We start from the raw sequence: 18,525 nt of genomic DNA on the forward strand, positions 1-18,525 counted from the left end.
TTAGAGGCATTTTTGGGCAAAATGAGGGCAAAAAGGTTAACCGAAATTTGCTAAAGCAGGGAAAGTCTCAAGCAGCCAAAAGCTGAATTCTGTGAATTGCCCTGTCAGCATCATCAAACCAACTGTCCAGAGCAGAAGACCCATCACCCGCTCAATCTGCTGCATGTGTCGTTTCATCCATGCCATCACGCCGCTCAAAGAAGGGAAAAACGCAGCAACAAGCAAGAACGGAATGCCTAATCCGATGGCATAGACTGCCAACAGCGCGGTGCCCCGAACAGCACTGGCCTCAGATGCGGCCAGCGACAAAATCGCCCCCAATTGCGGCCCAATGCACGGCGTCCAGCCAAAGGCAAACGCCAGCCCGAGAACATAGGCACCAAACGCAGAACCGCCCTGATCGCCTGCGTCCATGCGTATCTCACGGTCCATGAAGCCGATACGGTACACACCAACAAAATGCGCACCAAAAACCATGATAACCACGCCCGAAGCCACCACGAACCACTGCTGGTTTTGTAGAAAAAACGCCCCCATCAGCGAGGTCGTAAAGCCCAAGATCAAGAAGACCGTCGACAGGCCCAAAACGAAAAACAGCGCGGTTCCTAACGCTTTGGCCCGCGCAGATTTCTCACTGTTCATATCACTAACGCTCACACCGCCCATATAGGCCAAATAAGGTGGCACGATCGGTAGTACGCAGGGGCTCAGGAAAGAGATAATGCCCGCAACAAGGGCGATCCCCATGGCAGGCAGCAGCGTTACGTCAAGGACGGAAAAATCTAACATGCCACCCTGATACGGGTTTTTCGCGGGTGGGCAAATAGCAAGGGCGTTACAAAATGTGGACAAAATGTAACATCGCGGCTAGCTCATCAGCCATGGAACACGATGATACCCTTGATGCGGTTGGCCTACTTTGCCCGCTGCCTGTTTTGAAAGCGCGCAAGCGGCTTAAAAGCCTGCAAACCGGCCAGGTTCTGCGCATGGTTGCTAGTGACCCTGCGGCACAAATTGATGTGCCACATTTTTGTACCGAGGCTGGTCACACGTTTTTAGGGACCGACGAAAGCGGTGAAAACACTGCTTATTACATTCAAAAGAACTAGCCTGATCCCGAAACTTTTGCAGACAAAAAAGCCGCGCAGCTTATGCTACGCGGCTTAATTTTATGAGTGTCTTGAACCTAAGGGCTATTTGGACCCAAGGCTCCACCAGCCGCGGCGTTTGGGCTTTGGTGCAGCTTCTTCCACCACTGGCTCGGCAGCAGGTTCTGCTGCTGGCGTAGGTGTTGGTGCCGGTGTCGGCTCTGCCTTCTCAACAGGGGCTTCTACCGCTTTAGCGGCCTCTGCCTCTGCTGCTTTTTGCGCTGCAGTTTTACGTGGCTTACGAACGCGCTTAGGCTTTTCTGCAGGCGCTTCTTCAGCAGTTTCTGCTTTTGTATCAGCCGAAGCCTCAGCAGTGCTCTCTGCTTTGGTAGCCTCTGCCTCCGCCACTTCGGCCGCTTTTTGAGCCGCAGTTTTACGTGGCTTACGAACACGCTTGGGCTTTTCAGCAGGCGCGTCTGCAGCAGGCTCTACAGCCGCTTCGGATGTTTCAGGTCCAGTCTGTGTTTCCACGTCCGCAGCAGACGCAGTGTCTGCTGGCGTCTCAGTAGGCGCTTCTGAAATTTCAGCAGATTTACGACCACGACCACCACGGCTGCGGGTCCGACGCGGCTTTTCTTTCGGCTCGGCCTCATCAGAAGGCGCATCAGCATCAGAGGTTGCTGTCTCAGTCGCCTCTGCAGCTTCACCTTCGCCGTCTTCCGAGGTTTGTGCAGCTGCGTTTTCTTCTGGACGCGCCTCATCCGAATTGCCACCCCGACGGCGGCGACGGCGACGACGGCGTTTTTTGGGCTGCGCCTCACCATCTACTTCTGCCTCTGGCGCGGTGCTCGCCTCAGAAGCATCATCAGAAATCTCTGCTTCGTCTTCAGCATCGTCAATATCAGCCATAATCGAGGCATCCACAGACACAACAGCTGGTGCAATTTTCGTCACAACACGCGACGCTGTCTTGAATTTCTCAATGCTGAAATCGGGGCTTACCAAAGTTGGATCGCCCTCAATGCGCACGGACATGCCGTATCGCGCTTCAATCTGCGCGATGTGCTCGCGCTTCATATTCATCAAGAAGTTGGCAATACCAACGGGACATTTCACCAGCACTTCTTTGGTACGACCACGAACGCCCTCTTCCTCGAGTTGGCGCAAGATCGACAGACCCGTGCTGTCATCGGAACGGATCAGGCCGGTGCCATGGCATGACGCACACGGCTGCGTGGTCGCCTCAAGCATACCGGGGCGCAGACGCTGACGGGACATTTCCATCAAACCGAAGCCAGAAATGCGGCCCACTTGAATGCGCGCACGATCTGTTTTCAGTTTGTCTTTCATCCGTTTTTCAACCGCGATATTGTTGCGACGTTCGTCCATATCGATGAAATCGATAACGATAAGACCAGCAAGGTCGCGCAACCGAAGTTGACGGGCAACTTCATCAGCGGCTTCAAGGTTGGTTTTGAGCGCGGTTTGCTCAATGCTGCTTTCTTTGGTCGCGCGGCCTGAGTTTACGTCCACCGCAACAAGAGCCTCGGTCACACCGATCACGATATACCCACCCGATGGCAGCTGGACTGTCGGGTTAAACATGCCTGCCAGATAGGTCTCAACCTGATGGCGTGCGAACAGCGGAAGGCTGTCTTCGTAGCGCTTCACGTTTTTGGCGTGGCTCGGCATGATCATTTTCATGAAGTCTTTGGCCGTGCGGTAACCGCCCTCGCCCTCAACAAGCACTTCATCGATGTCGCGGTTATATAGATCGCGGATCGAACGCTTGATCAGATTGCCTTCCTCATAAATCGCGGCGGGCGCCATCGATTTCAGGGTAAGCGAGCGAATTTGCTCCCAAAGGCGCTGCAAATATTCATAGTCGCGCTTGATCTCGGATTTGGTCCGCTTGGCACCGGCCGTGCGCACGATCAGGCCAGCGCCTTCTGGTACCAGAATCTCGTTGGCAATCTCTTTGAGCTTCTTGCGATCAGGAGCGTTGGTGATCTTGCGGCTAATTCCACCGCCCCGAGCGGTATTTGGCATCAAGACGCAATAGCGACCCGCAAGCGACAAATACGTGGTCAGTGCAGCACCCTTGTTGCCGCGTTCTTCTTTTACGACCTGCACCAAAAGAATTTGGCGGACGTTCACGACTTCTTGGATTTTATAACGGCGCGGGCGAGGTTTGCGCACAGGACGCACATCTTCGCTGTCGTCTTCTTCTGCAACAGATTCGATACCATCATCTTTGGCCGTTGCATCGACTTCCGCATCATCGCTTTCGTCAGCCGCCTCAGTTTCCTCGGAAGCATCAACGGCTTCGCTGGCCTCATCTTCAGAAGCAGACGCATCATGAGCGTTGCTTTCTGCGTCGGTAGTACCTTCTGAGTCAGCCTCGGCTTGCGCAGGCGTTTCAACCTGCTCGGCCTCTGGCGTTGCTGCATCTGTAGCAGCAGCATCGGTTTCCAACGGTGCATCAGATGACACTGCATCATCGGCTTCGGTAGCTAATTCAGCCGTGACTACCGCATCATCCGACTTAACCTCAGCTGCTTTTGAGCGGCCACGGCCACCGCGCCTGCGGCCCCGTTTGGGCTTGCTCTCTTCTTCCTCTTCCTGTGCTTTCAGACTGTCTGTATATGCTTTTTCTTCAGCAATCAGCGCTTCGCGGTCAGCGACAGGGATCTGATAATAATCAGGATGAATTTCGCTGAACGCGAGGAAGCCGTGACGGTTCCCGCCGTAATCAACGAACGCCGCCTGCAAGGACGGCTCAACACGTGTTACTTTTGCGAGGTAGATGTTGCCAGCGAGCTGGCGTTTGTTTTCTGATTCAAAGTCGAATTCCTCAACTTTGTTTCCATCAACCACAACAACGCGGGTTTCTTCCGCGTGGGTGGCGTCAATAAGCATTTTCTTAGGCATTTTATCCGTTCGCACCGTCCCAAACGCCGATCGCGCCTATCAGGCGGAGACCTGAGGCGAGATGAAGTGGAAGGGATTGGGTGTCTATCTATGGCGAAACGCGGCCAATCAAGCGGGAGAGCAGATGCACGAACAGGCAAACCGTAATGGTCTGTCAACTGCTGTGCTCGGCCTTTTTGCCCGTCTCTGGCGCGCGTCATCGCGTTTCTTCTCCGACACATAACGTCGCCTCAAATCGTGGGGGACGCGGTGCCAATTATCTCACGCGGCGCTGCTTTTGGCGGCAATCGCGTGCGTTCTAGTGGGTCAATGACCCGCAATCGGTCTGTCAGGTTGGTCGCGAGATTTCTCAGGGACAGGTCAGACAGCGAAACTCATATCGCAGCACCCGAGCTGTCTGCTTTGGCCTGCGTATCAAGATATTAGGTATGAAGCGCCATAATTACAATGCTAAACCGACGCACCACCCTGCAGTTTAGGTGTCAGCCCAAATATTCAGATCTTTGCAGTCCGTATTTGGCCATTTTTTCATTCAAGGTCCGGCGCGGCAGACACAACTCATCCATTACGGACACGATGCTGCCCTTGTGGCGGCGCATGGTGTTGTCGATCAACATCCTTTCAAACGCTTCTACGTATTCCTTAAGCGGTTTTCCTTCGGTGGTCATGACTGGTGCCATTTCCTCGGCGTCGCTCATCAGAAGTGATGTGATGCTACTATTTTCACGCCGATTTTGTAGCACTGCGCGTTCAGCCACATTAATCAGCTGACGTACGTTTCCGGGCCATGGAGCTTGCAGCAGTTGTGCGGCCTCTTGCGCGCTAACTTTGGGCGCGTCACAGCCGTATTCATCCGCGTATTGTTCCGCCAAACGCGTGAAGAGCGTCAGGATGTCTTCGCCGCGTTTACGCAACGGCGGAACGGTAATACGCAAAGCCGTGAGCCTGTAAAACAAATCTGGTCGCAGCGCGTCCTCAACAGTTCGCCCCTGCTCTTGCAGGTTACAAATAGCAACGATCCGTGTCTCGGCAGGTGTGCCTTGCTCATTTATGACACTCAACAAACGGGCCTGTGCCGCGTCACTAAGCGCTTCAATATCTTCAAGCACAAGCGTGCCACCGCGCGCCTCTTCAACTGCGCAAATACGGCCATCCTCGGAGGCATCAAAAAGACGCTTCATCAACGCATCTTCATCAACACCGCCGCAACTGACCAACACGAACTTTTTCGACGCACGTGCACCAACCGCATGAAGGGCATGGGCCACAAGCGTTTTGCCCGTCCCCGTTTCACCGTCGATCAGCACATGACCGTCGGCCTGTCCCAGATCCAAAATGTCTTCTTTAAGACGCGCCATCACTGGCGATGCACCGATCAACTTTTTCATAAGCGCGCCACCATCAGACAGCTCGCGACGCAGCGCACGGTTATCAAGCGTTAAGCGCCGCGTCCGCGCAGCGCGCTTGGCTAAGTCGGACATCGTTTCAGGATTGAACGGCTTTTCAAGAAAATCAAACGCCCCGACCCGCATCGCCTCAACGGCCATGGGCACATCGCCGTGGCCCGTAATCATGATAACAGGAAGTGCACTGTCGGTGCCCATCAACCGCTTGAGAAACTGCATACCGTCCATGCCGGGCATCCGGATGTCACTGACCACAATACCGGGATAATCAGGCGCAATGCCTTTCAACGCGTCTTCCGCGCTGGCGAATGTTTCAGTCTCATATCCCGACAGTGCCAACCATTGGCTTATGGACTGACGCATGTCTTTTTCATCATCAACAATCGCGATCTTCATCGGCTTAGCCATGGGGCATCCTTATTCGGTCTGACGCGCGCTCTACTCGGCGGCGTTGCCTTTTTCGCCCTCTGCGCGGTAAATGGGAAGGACCACCTCGAAAACAGCCCCCCCATTGGCGGCATTCCGCGCGGTCAGCCGCCCGCCAAGGTCCGTGACAATCCCCGAACTAATCGCAAGTCCCAAACCAACACCATCTCCCGGCTGTTTTGTGGTGTAAAACGGCTCAAAAAGATCATCTAGGTTTTCAATTCCCTGACCGTTATCACGCACAGCCAAAAGCACCTGTTCGCCCGATGTAAGCAGAATATCCACGGCCGCGGTATCGGACGCATTTGTTGCGTCAAACGCATTACGAAGCAGATTGATGATAACTTGCTCAAGGCGCAACCGATCCCCCAGCACGATGGCGGGCGATTGGGGCAATGTCTTCGTGATACGAATTTTGCGTGCCTTGAGTTGCGGCTCCATGATGGCCAAAGCAGACGTAACCGCGTCGCGCATATCGACGGGCGCAAGACTGTCCCCTGCTTTGCGGGCATAGGATTTAAGCTGTCGCGTGATCGCGCCCATCCGCTCAATCAAATCATCGATACGCCGAAAACTGACAATCGCCTCCTCGGCGCGTTTACGTTCAAGCAATAGCTTGGCACCTGCCAGATATGTTTTCATCGCAGCCAATGGCTGGTTCAGCTCGTGACTGACTGCGGCGGACATCTCACCCAAGGCCGCCAATTTTGAGGACTGGGCCAAAGTCTGCTCTGCACTTTTTAGGTCAGCCTGCACGCGCTGACGCTCTGCGATCTCTTGCTGAAGCCGTGTGTTCAGGCTGCGCAATTCAGCCGATTCTTGCTGGAATCCACGGGCCTGAGCCACAGAGCGGCGGTTCATCAAATAAAACGCCAGCGCCAACAGCATGGCGAAACCCATAATCTCAAGGGCCAAGACGCCGTTCACTTGTTCACGAACAGAGGTGTAGCCGGTGAAACTGATCAAACGCCAACCGCGAAACGGAATACGCGCCTCTTGGCGCATCACGCCCTGCCCGCTCAACAATGCCCGCGACGCAGGCCCCCACTGGCTGGTGCTTTCAATGGCCCGTTCGATCGCAGAAGTTGCAGGCACAAGTTCAAGCGCCGATTGCTCGGATTTACCCCGCCACCGCGGCTCGGTCGATAAAATCACCTGCCCCGTACTGTCTGCCAAAAACACCGCGTCAAAAATCCCAGCCCATGAACGTTCGAATTTACTGAGATCAACCTCAACCGAGATCACGCCAAGCCGCTCACTGCCGACAGTCACACTGCGGGTATAGCGAAATTCAAACCCAACACCGTCTTGGGGCGTAACAGTAAAGACCGTCTCGGTTGACCGCAGGGCATCCACAAAATACGGCTCGGACCGGTGGTTTGAGCCAAGTTTAACCCGTTCTGTCGTCGCAACAGTGCGGCCTTCACGGTCCAAAAGGCTGAGGGACGCCGCACCGATTTCATCCACGAACGACAACAGCCGCTGCGTTGTCTGCGTGTAATCCGCCGAATTAAGCGCCGAAATAAGCGTGGGATCGCGCGCCAAAAGCTGTGGCACGATCGAATTTCGCTGCAGTTCTGACAGGATATTCGCAGAGTAAAGCGCCAGCCGAAGTTCCGCACGGTTGCGCGTGGTTTCGGTAAACCGTTGTGTCAGCGTAACATTGGTAAACCAAATCGTAACGCCCGCAAAAACAAACAGCGCAAACAACAACAGCCGCACACGCCACCCAACAGAGCCAGCCGCAGCCGCCACACGGGCAGCCGCAATACCGCGCTGCGGTCTAATTTCAGGGGTCGGAGTACTTACCATGACCGCAACTTACCAAAGCCACGGGCCCTGCCAAGTCATGCAGCGACTGTGGCCTCAACTAACGCGCGGAACATCGCCTGTCCGTCTGTGCCACCATGCAATGCATCAATGGCCCGCTCAGGATGCGGCATCATACCCAGAACACGGCGATTTTCAGACAGAACGCCCGCGATATTATCAACACTGCCGTTCAGGGGCGCACTGTAGCGAAACGCGACGCGATCTTCATCAACCAGACGCGCCGCAAGCGATGCATCCGCCACGTAGTTGCCGTCATGATGAGCCACTGGGATGCGCAATGTATCACCTGCACGGTAGCCGCTCGTGAATGCTGAATTTTCAGTTTCTACTGTTAAATCAATGGTTTTCGACACGAACTTAAGGCCCGAGTTACGCATCAACGCGCCCGGAAGCAAACCCGTTTCAGTAAGCACTTGAAAACCGTTGCATACGCCCAAAACGTAACCACCGGCTTCTGCGTGGCGGACCACTGCTTGGCAAATGGGCGACTGCGCTGCGATGGCACCGCACCGCAGATAGTCACCGAACGAGAAACCACCCGGCACAGCAACCAGATCAACCCCTTCGGGCAAATCGGCGTCTTTGTGCCAAACCATGTGAACATCGGCGCCCGCCTGCTCAAGCGCGACTTTCATGTCGCGGTCACAGTTAGACCCGGGGAAAACAATGACAGCAGCGCGCATGACTTACAGAACCTCGATGGTGTAGGATTCGATAACCGTGTTCGCCAACAGCTTTTCACACATCTGACCGATTGTTGCCTCGTCTGTACCATCCGCCAGATCCAGCTCAATCACTTTGCCCTGACGTACACCGTCGACACCCGCAAAACCAATCGCTCCAAGCGCATGCTTTACGGCCTCGCCCTGTGGGTCAAGAACGCCGTTTTTCAACATAACATGAACACGTGCTTTCATTTTCGAGGTCTCTTTTCTTGTAAATCAGGTTCTTGAGTTTGACAGGGCCACCAAGGGCCCCGCTTGAATAGCAGATCAGTTTACCAATGTTGGCTTTGACGCAGGGCTTACGTTTGCTGGCAACACACCAAGGCGACGGGCCACTTCGGTATAGGCGTCAGCCAAGTTACCAAGGTCACGACGGAAAACGTCCTTATCGAGCTTTTGACCCGTCTTTTGATCCCACAAACGACAGCTATCAGGGCTGATCTCATCGGCGACCACAAGACGTTGGAATTCATTATCCCAAACGCGGCCAATCTCGATTTTGAAGTCCACAAGCGTGATACCAACGCCGTGCATCAGACCGGACATAAAGTCGTTCACGCGCAAGGCCAAAGCGACCATATCGTCTAAATCTTGCTGGCTTGCCCAGCCAAAAGCGATGATGTGCTCTTCAGCCACAAGGGGGTCACCAAGCGAGTCGTCTTTGTAGCAAAACTCAATGATCGGGCGCGGCAGTGTCGCCCCCTCTTCCAGACCAAGACGCTTGCAAATTGATCCCGCAGCACGGTTGCGCACAATCACTTCGAGCGGGATAATCTCGCACTGGCGAATAAGCTGTTCACGCATGTTAAGGCGTTTCAAAAAGTGCGTTGGCACACCGATACTGGCAAGGCCTACCATGAAGTATTCGGACAGGCGGTTATTCAACACGCCCTTCCCTTCAATCACGTCTTTCTTCTCGGCATTGAACGCAGTTGCGTCGTCTTTGAAGTACTGCACAAATGTGCCCGGCTCGGGGCCTTCATACAGAATTTTGGCTTTGCCTTCGTAGATCAGTTTGCGACGCGCCATCGTGCGGGGTCTCCGTTCCGATCGGGTCTTTTGGGACATCATCGCCCATACCCCGATATTTGCGATCCTCATACGCCAACTGCTGCGTCCTCGCAAGCACCACGAAACATAGCCAAATGGCAAACGGGACAATTTGAGGCATTTTATCTTCTGGGCGATTGAAGTCTTTATCATGTTGTTTAGACAAGACGCCCTAAGGTCGGCCGGATGCAGCCGGCAACGGTTGCGCCTGTGGCCGAAATACTTTGGAGAAATATGTGAGCACCACCCTGCCCAACACCCAACCAGCGCCGCGACGCTGGCGGCTGCAAGACATTGCCCGTCGAACTGCGCCGCTCGGGGTTACAGGGCTTTGTATCTGGTGGATCAGTCAATCTGCGGGCCTTCCCACATGGGATGAACTTACGCGGGCCTTTTCAGAAATCGGCCTGTTCAATTGGATTATTGCGTACGGTTTCACTGCCCTAAGTCTGTCCGCGGTGGCGGGCTATGATGCGGTCTGGCACCGAGTTTTGCGCACGGGTATTAGCCGGCAACTTGCGCGGCGAAGCGGCTTCATGGCTGTTGCACTTGGTCAAGCGTTGGGCGCAAGCGCGTTCATCGGTGCGTTCATACGTTGGCAAGTCGTGGGGCCAATGACAGTGCGCACAACGGGCATGCTAACGGCATGCGTCGCGCTTAGCTTCATTATGATGTGGGGCATTCTAACCGCGCTTGCCTCTGCTATTTTTGCACACAACGCATATGTTTTAGTTGCAGGATTAGGTGCTATTGCCGTTATGGCAGGTGCTTGGGCGCTTTGGCGGATGGACGTCATTCCAGCACGGTTAACCGATAAGCTATCTGACTTAGCTGTGCCCCAAAACAGTGACTGGGCATGGTTGATGATCTGCGCAGCGGTTGACACCCTCGCGGCGGCGGCCGCTTTGTGGGTGCTTTTGCCAGACAGCGTTACGATAGGGCTTTGGCACCTATACCCGATCTACATGGCCGCACTTGGCGCTGCACTTTTGTCAAACACCCCATCGGGTTTGGGGCCGTTTGACCTTGCTATCTTGGCTGCTTTTGCGACTACCAATGCGCCAGAAGTCATGATCAGTCTTATCGCATTCCGCGTGGTTTATTACGCAACCCCAGCCATGATCGCCGCCGTGCTATTCGGAATTATTAAGGGCTTTGCACCCGCCAACAGCTTTTACGCCGAGCGTCCTAACAACGATGCCGTGCACGCGGCCCATGCTGCAGCACGCAGCGAAAGCCTGTTGATGCGCCACCCTGAAAGCGAAGCCGTCTATACAGCAGCGAACCACCGCCCCAAATGGCTGGTGCGCCGTCTTACATCCGCGTTGGTCGCTCTGTTTGATCCCCTGTCAGGTCCAGCACGGCCCATCGACTTTGAGGCGCTGCACAAAGCGGCCCTGCAAACGGGCCACCATGCAGTAATTTACAAGTGTAACGCGCAGACCGCACAGCGGGCACGCAACAACGGGTGGCAAGTCCTGCACATGTCCGATGATGCGGTTGTCGACACACGCACGCCGTTCAACACAGCTGGGTCAAATTTCCGTCAATTGCGCCGCAAGCTGAAGTCCGCCACCCAAGAAAACGTAGTCATTACTAAATTAGGTTCTGCCCTGCCTGCCGCGCAAATGGAGGCGCTTAACGCAGCATGGGTCGCTCAAAATGCCCGCGAATACGGCTTTTCTATGGGAACCTTTTGCACCGAATGGATGGCGGAGCAAATCGTGTTTCTGGCCCATCAAAACGATAAACTCGTGGGATTCATCAGCTTTCACGCAGGTGATATTGATCCAGAGAATGGCAAAAGCCGTAATTGGACCCTCGATCTTCTTCGAGCACATCCAAACGCACCAACCGGTACGGCCCATGCGATGATCACCCAAGCGCTGCGCGATGCACATGACAGCGGTGTTTATGCAGTTTCACTTGCCTCTGCGCCCCCTCCGAAGGCCGAGCAAACATGGCTACACCGCGTCCTGAGACCTTTAAAAAACCAAGGCTTGCGCCAATTCAAATCATGCTTTGGCCCTGCGTGGAAACCGCTTTATCTATGCGCGCCATCCAGACGTGCGCTCGCTATAGGTGGGGCCGAAGTTTTGCGCGCCATTCGGTCTGCCAGTTAAAATGCGCTCCTCATAATCAACATGAGAATTATGAACTTCATTAAAATAGGGTAACGTGGCACTAGCAGGATACACCCAGTCACGAGGCGCACCCTGATGAGCAATCCCTTAACAACCCTTCTTCAAAATCGCGATTGGCTGCTTGCCGATGGCGCAACGGGAACGAACCTTTTCAACATGGGGCTCAGCGCTGGTGATCCGCCAGAACTGTGGAACGTCGATCACCCCTACCGTATCAGAGCGCTCTATGCCGGTGCGGTTGACGCAGGCAGCGATCTATTTTTGACCAATACTTTCGGCGGCAATGCCAGCCGGCTCAAATTGCACAACGCCCAATCACGGGTGTTCGAGGTCAATAAACTCGGCGCTGAGCTTGGTCGTGAGATCGCTGACAAAGTGACGGATCGCAAAGTCATCGTAGCTGGCTCAGTCGGCCCTACCGGCGACATCATGGCCCCTATGGGCACGTTGACCTTCGACTTGGCTGTGGAGATGTTTCACGAGCAAGCGGAAGGGCTGAAAGCCGGCGGCGCAGACGTCGCGTGGGTCGAAACCATTAGTGCATTTGAAGAATTTGCCGCGGCCTCAAAAGCCTTTGCTTTGGCGGATCTGCCGTGGTGCGGCACGATGAGCTTTGACACCGCAGGTCGCACAATGATGGGCATCACGACTAAAGAGATGGTCCGCAAAACCCTTAAGCTTGAAAACCCGCCTGTTGCCTTCGGGGCAAACTGCGGCGTGGGGGGGTCGGATTTGTTGCGCACAGTTCAAGGTTTGGCGGCAGAACATCCCCAGCATCCTCTTATCGCCAAAGGCAACGCAGGTATTCCAAAGTATCACGACGGGCATATCCATTATGACGGCACGCCTCAACTCATGGCCGATTACGCCTGTCTTGCGCGCGATAGCGGCGCCAAGATTATTGGCGGATGTTGCGGCACAACGCCTGAGCATCTCAAAGCAATGCGGACCGCCCTTGAAGAACGCCCTCGCAACGATGCGCCCAGCCATGAGGTAATCGCCGCGGCATTGGGCGGGTTCTCATCGGCCTCCGACGGCACAGACGGCAACGCGCCCAAAGCACGCAGCACAAAGCGCCGCAGACGCCCCGCCGCATAGCGCAAAATCGACCATAGATGACAATCGGTCGCACCGGATGCAACTCATGTCGTAATTGTGCCAACGGTTTTTGAAAGCTTGTTGGAATACTAATAAAAAATTCCCGCTGCGCTTTTTTCGTTTTGCGCCTCAACAAAGGATCACGCGGATGTCCGAAGAAGACGATATCATCCTGTCAGACTTGAATGACGAAGACCTTGTCGCACAAATGTTCGACGATCTTTACGACGGCCTCAAAGAAGAGATCGAGGAATCCGTCAACATTTTGTTGTCACGCGATTGGCCACCCTACCGCATCCTGACCGAAGCCCTCGTGGGCGGAATGACGATTGTCGGACATGACTTCCGCGATGGCATTTTGTTTGTACCCGAAGTATTGCTGGCCGCGAACGCGATGAAGGGCGGCATGGCCATTCTGAAACCGCTTCTTGCTGAAACAGGAGCGCCGCGAGTGGGTAAAATGGTCATTGGCACTGTGAAAGGCGATATTCACGACATCGGCAAAAACCTTGTATCCATGATGATGGAAGGTGCGGGCTTTGAAGTGGTCGACATTGGTATCAACAACGCGGTCGAAAGTTATCTTGAGGCGCTTGAGACCGAACAACCGGATATCCTTGGGATGTCGGCCCTGCTGACCACCACGATGCCTTACATGAAGGTTGTTATCGATACGATGGTCGAAAAAGGCATTCGCGACGATTACACAGTTCTGGTTGGCGGTGCGCCGCTTAACGAAGAATTTGGCCGGGCTATCGGAGCAGACGCATATTGCCGTGATGCGGCCGTTGCCGTTGAGACCGCGAAAACATTCATGGCGCGTAAACACAACCAAATGGCGGCCGGTTAAGCCAGCCTTTAGGAATTGGATATTTTTGAACAAAAGAAGCCCTGCTCGGATTATTCGGGTGGGGCTTTTCGTTTCAGGGAGCGGCAATAATGGATGACGCAACTTTGCGCGATCACGGAGTTGAGCCAACTGGTGAGGCCCGAATTTTATTGTTGGCTTGTGGTGCCCTTGCTCGTGAGATTTTGGATATTCTCAATACCGCCGGTTGGGCGCACATGGACCTGAAGTGCCTGCCCGCAATTTTGCACAACTCGCCAGCCGATATTCCAGACGCCGTCCGCAAGGCTGTTGAACAGCACCAAAATGCCTATGAAAAGATCTATGTGGTTTACGCTGACTGCGGCACGGGGGGCTTACTGCAACAAACCTGCGACACACTTGGGGTCGAGATGATCACCGGCCCGCATTGTTACAGCTTTTTTGAGGGCAACGCTGTATTTGAAGCGCGCGGGGAGATGACGTGTTTTTACCTTACAGACTTTTTGGTACGTCAGTTTGATGCTTTCGTCATCCAGCCTCTTGGCCTTGATCGTCATCCTGAATTGCGGGACATGTATTTTGGGCACTACACAACGATGGTCTATCAAGCGCAGACTGATGATGCAGAGTTGACTGCCAAAGCAAAAGACTGCGCCGCCCGCCTTGGCCTTGATTTTGAGCGCCGTTTCACAGGCTACGGCGATTTGCAGCGGGCAATCACGTCATGGGCGCAGGCTTAGCCCGCAGCCGCCTCTGCAGACACCAGCCGTATCCGTTCGACCATCGCGCGCACACCATTTGACCGCTGCGCAGACAGGTGATCGTTCAAGCCAAGACGCCCCAACTCAGAAAGTGCATCGACCTTACCAACATCCGCAACCGTGCGCCCCGCATAAAGTGTGTGCAGCACCGCAATCAGGCCTTTGACGATCATCGCATCACTATCGCCCTCAAACTCGAACGCCGCATCTGGGCCAGTGCCTTGGATCATGGGGCGCAACCATACCTGGCTTGCGCACCCATCAACTTTTGTCGCGTCGACCTGAAATGCAGGGTCCAGAGGCGGCAGACTTTTCCCCATATCAATAACGTGGCGGTACCGGTCTTCCCAATCATCCAGAAATTCAAACGTTTCCGCCAATTCTTCAAATTCTTGTTCTGCCATGACCGGTTCCTTTGCTTCTCTTGAAGAGGAGGTAAGTCGCAGCCCCGCCTCCGTCTAGGGGCAATCAAGCTTTTCGCAGGGTTTTCAAACCCGAACTGATCAGATAGCAAATAAAGGCGCATTTTCGCGCCGCAACGTATAGGGTTTTCATGCGCCGCATCATTAAATCTGCCGTGTTCGTTACTGCCGCTGTCAGCTTAACCGCTTGTGGAAGCATTCGGGAAAGCCGCGTGAACCCGATGAATTGGTTTAACTACGAACGGCAAGAAGAACGGCTGACACCCGCAGGTGCGTTGGAAACCGCACAAGACATCCGCCCCCTTATTTCGCAAGTTGCTGATATGCGGATTGAACGCGCGCCCGGCGGTGCCATTGTGCGCGCTACCGGCCTGCCCCAGACCCAAGGTTTTCACACTGCTGAGTTGATCGAGGTTGAGACCGAGACGCGAGGCTTGCTTGCGTTTGAGTTTAAAGTTGTGCCGCCTCGCCCCGGTGCACCCGTTGGCAGCGGGCCATCACGGGAAATCACTGTGGGTACTTTTGTGTCTGACATTGCCCTGCAAGGCATCACGGCGATTGAGGTACGTGGCCAAGACAACGCCCGCCGCACCCGTCGCTAAAGAATTAGCCGCTTAGACAGCGTCAAGCTCAATCGTGACAACTTTGTCGCCTTGGGTTGCAAGCGCCACTTTGCCTTCGCTCAAGCGCAGGGCGTCTTGACCAAATACCTCGGCGCGCCATCCGCGCAATGATGGCAAATCACGCTCACCCGCCGCGATTGCATCAAGCTCCGCTGCGTTGGCAACAAGCTTTTGCGCAACTCCAGCAGTGTCGCATTTCGCCTTTAACAGCACGCGAAGCAGATCCGCCAGCGCAGGGTTCACTTGGATGTTCGAATTCGCCTTGGCAATCTTGGGCGCTTTATCCGCTGGCATCGCGATGCCTTTTGCAACAGCGGCCAGAATACCATCAGCAATGTCACCACGGCGCGCATCGCGTTGCAGCAAACGTGCGCCATTCAGCTCTTTGTGCGAGGTCGGTTTTAAGGAGGCCATCTCGAGCAGCGCGTCGTCTTTCATGATGCGGTTGCGCGGCACATTTTTACTTTGCGCATATCCTTCACGAAACTCTGCAAGAGTTTGAACCAACGCCATAAAGCGGCCTGATTGCGTGCGCGTTTTGATACGCGTCCATGCGTTTTGCGGCTCAATAATATATGTTTCAGGAGATGTAAGAACTTCAAGTTCTTCCTCTACCCACTTGGTTCTGCTGGATTTTTCAATCTCAACTTTAAGAAACTCATAGATATCGCGCAAATGGGTAACATCAGCGAGTGCGTAGGTTTTCTGCGCATCACTTAAAGGTCTGCGCGACCAATCCGTAAACCGTGACGACTTATCAAGCGCTTGACGTGCGATTTTGCGGACAAGCGTCTCGTAGCCCACCTGCTCACCAAAACCGCAAACCATTGCCGCCACTTGTGTATCAAAAAGTGGCTCTGGGAAAACTTTGGCATCCACAAAGAAAATCTCAAGGTCTTGTCGGGCGGCGTGAAACACTTTGACGACAGAGGTGTCACGGAACAAATCATAAAGCGGCTCAAGCGACAAATCATCCACCAGCGGATCAATCAGCACGGCGTCCGCACCATTCTCACCGCGATAGGCCATCTGGATCAGGCACAGCTTTGAGTAATACGTGCGTTCGCGCAAAAACTCGGTGTCGATTGTAACGTAGTCACACTCGCGTGCGCTGGCACAAAATTCGGATAAAGCTTTGGTAGTGGTCAATGTGCGCATGTGCGGCCGTTCTTTAGTTGTCGGGGACGTCCCGAAGTTCATCTTGTGTAGCCATTTCCGGCCACATCTCCAAGCCGATTTTAATGTCTTAATTCTGTATTATGCTTTCGCACGCGATCCGTAACGCTTTGGGATAAAGCAGATGCTCTTGCACCAACACTTTGGCCGCAAGGCTTTCTGGCGTATCATCTGCTGCAATCCGCACGGTCGCTTGGCCAATGATCGGCCCATCATCAAGGGCGGCGGTGACGTGATGCACAGTGCATCCGTGCAGATCATCGCCCGCCTCAATGGCGCGGGCATGGGTATGAAGACCTTTGTATTTTGGCAAAAGCGATGGGTGGATATTAAGAATACGCCCCTCCCACTTTGCCACAAACTCAGCGCTTAGAATGCGCATAAAGCCCGCCAAGCAAATTAGATCAGGAGCCGCATCAAGCAGCGCCCCATGCAGCGCATCCTCAAATTCTGAACGGCTGTCGAAAGCTTTGTGATCGATACACTGTGCTGAGACACCGTTCGCGCGCGCCTTTGCCAGCCCGCCTGCATCGGGGCGGTTAGCGATTACGATCACTGGTGTTGCAAGATGATCATCACGCCCCATGTCATCGAGCAGGGTCATCATGTTTGAGCCCCCGCCAGAGATCAAAATCGCCACGCGCAGGCGGTCTACATCCCCTTCAGCTTTGCTCACGCGATGGCGCCGGAGTAGTGAACCTGACCATCGCCTTCGGTAACTTGACCAAGGGGCACAACAATCTCGCCGTGCTCGGCCAGAATACGTACCGCGTCTGCCACATCGGCCTCGCGCACAACGGCCACCATGCCAATGCCGGAGTTAAATGTTTTCAACAACTCAGCTGCATGCATCTGACCTTCTTGGGCAAGCCATTTGAAAACCGGTGGCAGGTCCCACGCATCAAGATCAACTTGCGCGGCACAGCCTTCTGGCAGAACGCGGGGCAAGTTCTCGGTAAGTCCGCCGCCAGTGATATGGGCAAGACCTTGAATTTTACCGGCTTTGAAGGCCGCCAAAGTGCTTTGCACATAAAGCCGCGTTGGTGTCAAAAGCGCAGCACCAAGAGTCTGGCTTGCGTCCCAAGGACATACATCGTCCCAACCAAGACCTGATACTTCGACGATTTTGCGCACAAGCGAGAAGCCATTTGAATGCACACCGTCACTGGCAAGACCCAGCAGAATATCACCCGGTTGGATATCAGCAGGCAAGCTAACGCCGCGCTCCATCGCGCCAACAGCAAAACCCGCAAGGTCAAAATCACCGCCCTCATACATGCCGGGCATTTCGGCAGTTTCACCACCGATCAAGGCACATCCGCTGGCCTTACAGCCGGCTGCAATCCCCTCGATGATGCGCGCAGCGCTATCAAGCTCAAGCTTGCCTGTTGCGAAGTAGTCCAAAAAGAAAAGCGGCTCTGCGCCTTGGCAAATCAAATCGTTCACGCACATCGCCACCAGATCAATGCCAACACCGTCAACGTTGCCTGTATCAATCGCAATCCGCAGTTTCGTGCCAACACCGTCTGTCGCCGCAACCAAAATTGGATCGCTATAACCCGCCGCCTTAAGGTCAAACAGCCCACCAAAACCGCCCAAGCCAGCCATCACACCAGCACGGTTGGTAGACTTCGCTGCGGGCTTGATCCGTTCGACCAAAGCGTTGCCTGCGTCGATATCAACGCCAGCGTCAGCATAGCTCAATGATTGCGGGGATGTGGGGGTGTCATTGGACATATGCGCGCTCCGGACAATGATGTTGCCGCCACGTAGCAGGTCCGCGCGAAGGGGTCAAAGGGAGATGGGGTTTAAGCCGCGTTCGCGGTGCATAACGCCTGAAATCTGAACTGTAGTTTGCACCAAACTGGAGCACAAAAACCAATCATGCCACCTTGACCCTATTGAATGCCAAGGATAGCACAATGACGCGTGGGCCTGTAGCTCAGCTGGTTAGAGCAGGCCGCTCATAACGGCTTGGTCGCGGGTTCAAGTCCTGCCGGGCCTACCACACAC

At 54.5% G+C, this 18,525-nt stretch carries 17 protein-coding genes and 1 tRNA gene; 7 read left to right on the plus strand and 11 right to left on the minus strand.

The genetic code is table 11. The features are described from left to right. Positions 1-36: 36 nt before the first annotated feature. Entirely contained in the window at positions 37-789 is a 753-nt protein-coding gene (locus NeNHUV3_RS02125; RefSeq protein WP_048597628.1) for a cytochrome c biogenesis CcdA family protein, read from the minus strand. Between the two features lie 92 nt (positions 790-881). On the opposite strand from NeNHUV3_RS02125, the gene NeNHUV3_RS02130 reads away from it, so the two are divergent. Beyond that, positions 882-1,109 carry a sulfurtransferase TusA family protein gene (locus tag NeNHUV3_RS02130; RefSeq protein WP_391482180.1) on the plus strand — a complete coding sequence of 76 codons (228 nt, stop codon included), beginning with the start codon at positions 882-884 and terminating at the stop codon, positions 1,107-1,109. Positions 1,110-1,193: 84 nt separating this feature from the next. Here the strand turns inward: NeNHUV3_RS02130 and NeNHUV3_RS02135 are convergent, their stop codons facing one another. The 6 genes from NeNHUV3_RS02135 to purC form a co-directional block, all read right to left on the minus strand. After that, positions 1,194-4,019, minus strand: a complete 2,826-nt coding sequence (locus NeNHUV3_RS02135) for an Rne/Rng family ribonuclease (protein WP_391482181.1) — start codon at positions 4,017-4,019, stop codon at positions 1,194-1,196. 482 nt (positions 4,020-4,501) lie between these two features. Then, complete coding sequence (locus NeNHUV3_RS02140) at positions 4,502-5,833, minus strand: sigma-54-dependent transcriptional regulator (RefSeq protein WP_391482183.1); 1,332 nt, start codon at positions 5,831-5,833, stop codon at positions 4,502-4,504. 30 nt (positions 5,834-5,863) lie between these two features. Continuing rightward, complete coding sequence (locus tag NeNHUV3_RS02145) at positions 5,864-7,663, minus strand: ATP-binding protein (RefSeq protein WP_391482185.1); 1,800 nt, start codon at positions 7,661-7,663, stop codon at positions 5,864-5,866. A 35-nt stretch (positions 7,664-7,698) separates the two neighbouring features. Further along, on the minus strand, positions 7,699-8,367 hold the full coding sequence (gene purQ / locus NeNHUV3_RS02150) for a phosphoribosylformylglycinamidine synthase subunit PurQ (protein WP_391482187.1): 669 nt from the start codon (positions 8,365-8,367) through the stop codon (positions 7,699-7,701). Between the two features lie 3 nt (positions 8,368-8,370). Next, entirely contained in the window at positions 8,371-8,601 is a 231-nt protein-coding gene (purS, locus tag NeNHUV3_RS02155) for a phosphoribosylformylglycinamidine synthase subunit PurS (RefSeq protein ID WP_048597633.1), read from the minus strand. A gap of 75 nt (positions 8,602-8,676) precedes the next feature. Beyond that, positions 8,677-9,438, minus strand: coding sequence for a phosphoribosylaminoimidazolesuccinocarboxamide synthase (gene purC, locus NeNHUV3_RS02160; protein WP_048597634.1), 762 nt, complete (start codon positions 9,436-9,438; stop codon positions 8,677-8,679). Between the two features lie 257 nt (positions 9,439-9,695). On the opposite strand from purC, the gene NeNHUV3_RS02165 reads away from it, so the two are divergent. The 4 genes from NeNHUV3_RS02165 (at position 9,696) to NeNHUV3_RS02180 (ending at position 14,270) form a co-directional block, all read left to right on the plus strand. Next, positions 9,696-11,582, plus strand: coding sequence for a phosphatidylglycerol lysyltransferase domain-containing protein (locus tag NeNHUV3_RS02165; RefSeq protein WP_391482188.1), 1,887 nt, complete (start codon positions 9,696-9,698; stop codon positions 11,580-11,582). A gap of 96 nt (positions 11,583-11,678) precedes the next feature. Next, on the plus strand, positions 11,679-12,701 hold the full coding sequence (gene bmt / locus NeNHUV3_RS02170) for a betaine--homocysteine S-methyltransferase (protein WP_391482190.1): 1,023 nt from the start codon (positions 11,679-11,681) through the stop codon (positions 12,699-12,701). A gap of 148 nt (positions 12,702-12,849) precedes the next feature. Continuing rightward, complete coding sequence (locus NeNHUV3_RS02175) at positions 12,850-13,551, plus strand: corrinoid protein (RefSeq protein WP_391482191.1); 702 nt, start codon at positions 12,850-12,852, stop codon at positions 13,549-13,551. Positions 13,552-13,640: 89 nt separating this feature from the next. Next, positions 13,641-14,270: a DUF1638 domain-containing protein gene (locus NeNHUV3_RS02180; protein ID WP_391482192.1), complete on the plus strand. Its 630-nt coding sequence runs from the start codon at positions 13,641-13,643 to the stop codon at positions 14,268-14,270. Here the strand turns inward: NeNHUV3_RS02180 and NeNHUV3_RS02185 are convergent. Next, entirely contained in the window at positions 14,267-14,695 is a 429-nt protein-coding gene (locus NeNHUV3_RS02185; protein ID WP_341245671.1) for a SufE family protein, read from the minus strand. The genes NeNHUV3_RS02180 and NeNHUV3_RS02185 overlap by 4 nt on opposite strands. Positions 14,696-14,844: 149 nt before the next feature. Between NeNHUV3_RS02185 and NeNHUV3_RS02190 the strand changes: the two genes are divergently transcribed. Continuing rightward, positions 14,845-15,315, plus strand: coding sequence for a hypothetical protein (locus NeNHUV3_RS02190; protein WP_391482194.1), 471 nt, complete (start codon positions 14,845-14,847; stop codon positions 15,313-15,315). Positions 15,316-15,327: 12 nt separating this feature from the next. Here the strand turns inward: NeNHUV3_RS02190 and rnd are convergent, their stop codons facing one another. The 3 genes from rnd to purM form a co-directional block, all read right to left on the minus strand. Next, complete coding sequence (gene rnd / locus NeNHUV3_RS02195) at positions 15,328-16,494, minus strand: ribonuclease D (protein ID WP_391482196.1); 1,167 nt, start codon at positions 16,492-16,494, stop codon at positions 15,328-15,330. 88 nt (positions 16,495-16,582) lie between these two features. Beyond that, positions 16,583-17,119, minus strand: coding sequence for a phosphoribosylglycinamide formyltransferase (purN, locus tag NeNHUV3_RS02200; RefSeq protein WP_391483161.1), 537 nt, complete (start codon positions 17,117-17,119; stop codon positions 16,583-16,585). A 65-nt stretch (positions 17,120-17,184) separates the two neighbouring features. Continuing rightward, positions 17,185-18,249: a phosphoribosylformylglycinamidine cyclo-ligase gene (gene purM, locus NeNHUV3_RS02205; RefSeq protein ID WP_391482197.1), complete on the minus strand. Its 1,065-nt coding sequence runs from the start codon at positions 18,247-18,249 to the stop codon at positions 17,185-17,187. 194 nt (positions 18,250-18,443) lie between these two features. Here purM and NeNHUV3_RS02210 point away from each other — a divergent pair. Further along, positions 18,444-18,520: transfer RNA gene (locus NeNHUV3_RS02210), tRNA-Ile, on the plus strand. Positions 18,521-18,525 lie beyond the last annotated feature (5 nt).

It is taken from the genome of Nereida sp. NH-UV-3 (assembly GCF_042939535.1).
Taxonomy (GTDB): Bacteria; Pseudomonadota; Alphaproteobacteria; order Rhodobacterales; family Rhodobacteraceae; genus Nereida; species Nereida ignava.

What these genes read in the sequence shown, in the direction of transcription:
- purN (WP_391483161.1), bottom strand. Translation starts at nt 17,119, where the DNA reads ATGATGACCCTGCTCGATGACATGGGGCGTGATGATCATCTTGCAACA.
- purC (WP_048597634.1), bottom strand. Translation starts at nt 9,438, where the DNA reads ATGGCGCGTCGCAAACTGATCTACGAAGGCAAAGCCAAAATTCTGTAT.
- NeNHUV3_RS02135 (WP_391482181.1), bottom strand. Translation starts at nt 4,019, where the DNA reads ATGCCTAAGAAAATGCTTATTGACGCCACCCACGCGGAAGAAACCCGC.
- NeNHUV3_RS02130 (WP_391482180.1), top strand. Translation starts at nt 882, where the DNA reads ATGGAACACGATGATACCCTTGATGCGGTTGGCCTACTTTGCCCGCTG.
- bmt (WP_391482190.1), top strand. Translation starts at nt 11,679, where the DNA reads ATGAGCAATCCCTTAACAACCCTTCTTCAAAATCGCGATTGGCTGCTT.
- purM (WP_391482197.1), bottom strand. Translation starts at nt 18,249, where the DNA reads ATGTCCAATGACACCCCCACATCCCCGCAATCATTGAGCTATGCTGAC.
- NeNHUV3_RS02190 (WP_391482194.1), top strand. Translation starts at nt 14,845, where the DNA reads ATGCGCCGCATCATTAAATCTGCCGTGTTCGTTACTGCCGCTGTCAGC.
- NeNHUV3_RS02140 (WP_391482183.1), bottom strand. Translation starts at nt 5,833, where the DNA reads ATGGCTAAGCCGATGAAGATCGCGATTGTTGATGATGAAAAAGACATG.
- purS (WP_048597633.1), bottom strand. Translation starts at nt 8,601, where the DNA reads ATGAAAGCACGTGTTCATGTTATGTTGAAAAACGGCGTTCTTGACCCA.
- NeNHUV3_RS02185 (WP_341245671.1), bottom strand. Translation starts at nt 14,695, where the DNA reads ATGGCAGAACAAGAATTTGAAGAATTGGCGGAAACGTTTGAATTTCTG.
- NeNHUV3_RS02175 (WP_391482191.1), top strand. Translation starts at nt 12,850, where the DNA reads ATGTCCGAAGAAGACGATATCATCCTGTCAGACTTGAATGACGAAGAC.
- NeNHUV3_RS02145 (WP_391482185.1), bottom strand. Translation starts at nt 7,663, where the DNA reads ATGGTAAGTACTCCGACCCCTGAAATTAGACCGCAGCGCGGTATTGCG.
- NeNHUV3_RS02180 (WP_391482192.1), top strand. Translation starts at nt 13,641, where the DNA reads ATGGATGACGCAACTTTGCGCGATCACGGAGTTGAGCCAACTGGTGAG.
- NeNHUV3_RS02125 (WP_048597628.1), bottom strand. Translation starts at nt 789, where the DNA reads ATGTTAGATTTTTCCGTCCTTGACGTAACGCTGCTGCCTGCCATGGGG.
- rnd (WP_391482196.1), bottom strand. Translation starts at nt 16,494, where the DNA reads ATGCGCACATTGACCACTACCAAAGCTTTATCCGAATTTTGTGCCAGC.
- purQ (WP_391482187.1), bottom strand. Translation starts at nt 8,367, where the DNA reads ATGCGCGCTGCTGTCATTGTTTTCCCCGGGTCTAACTGTGACCGCGAC.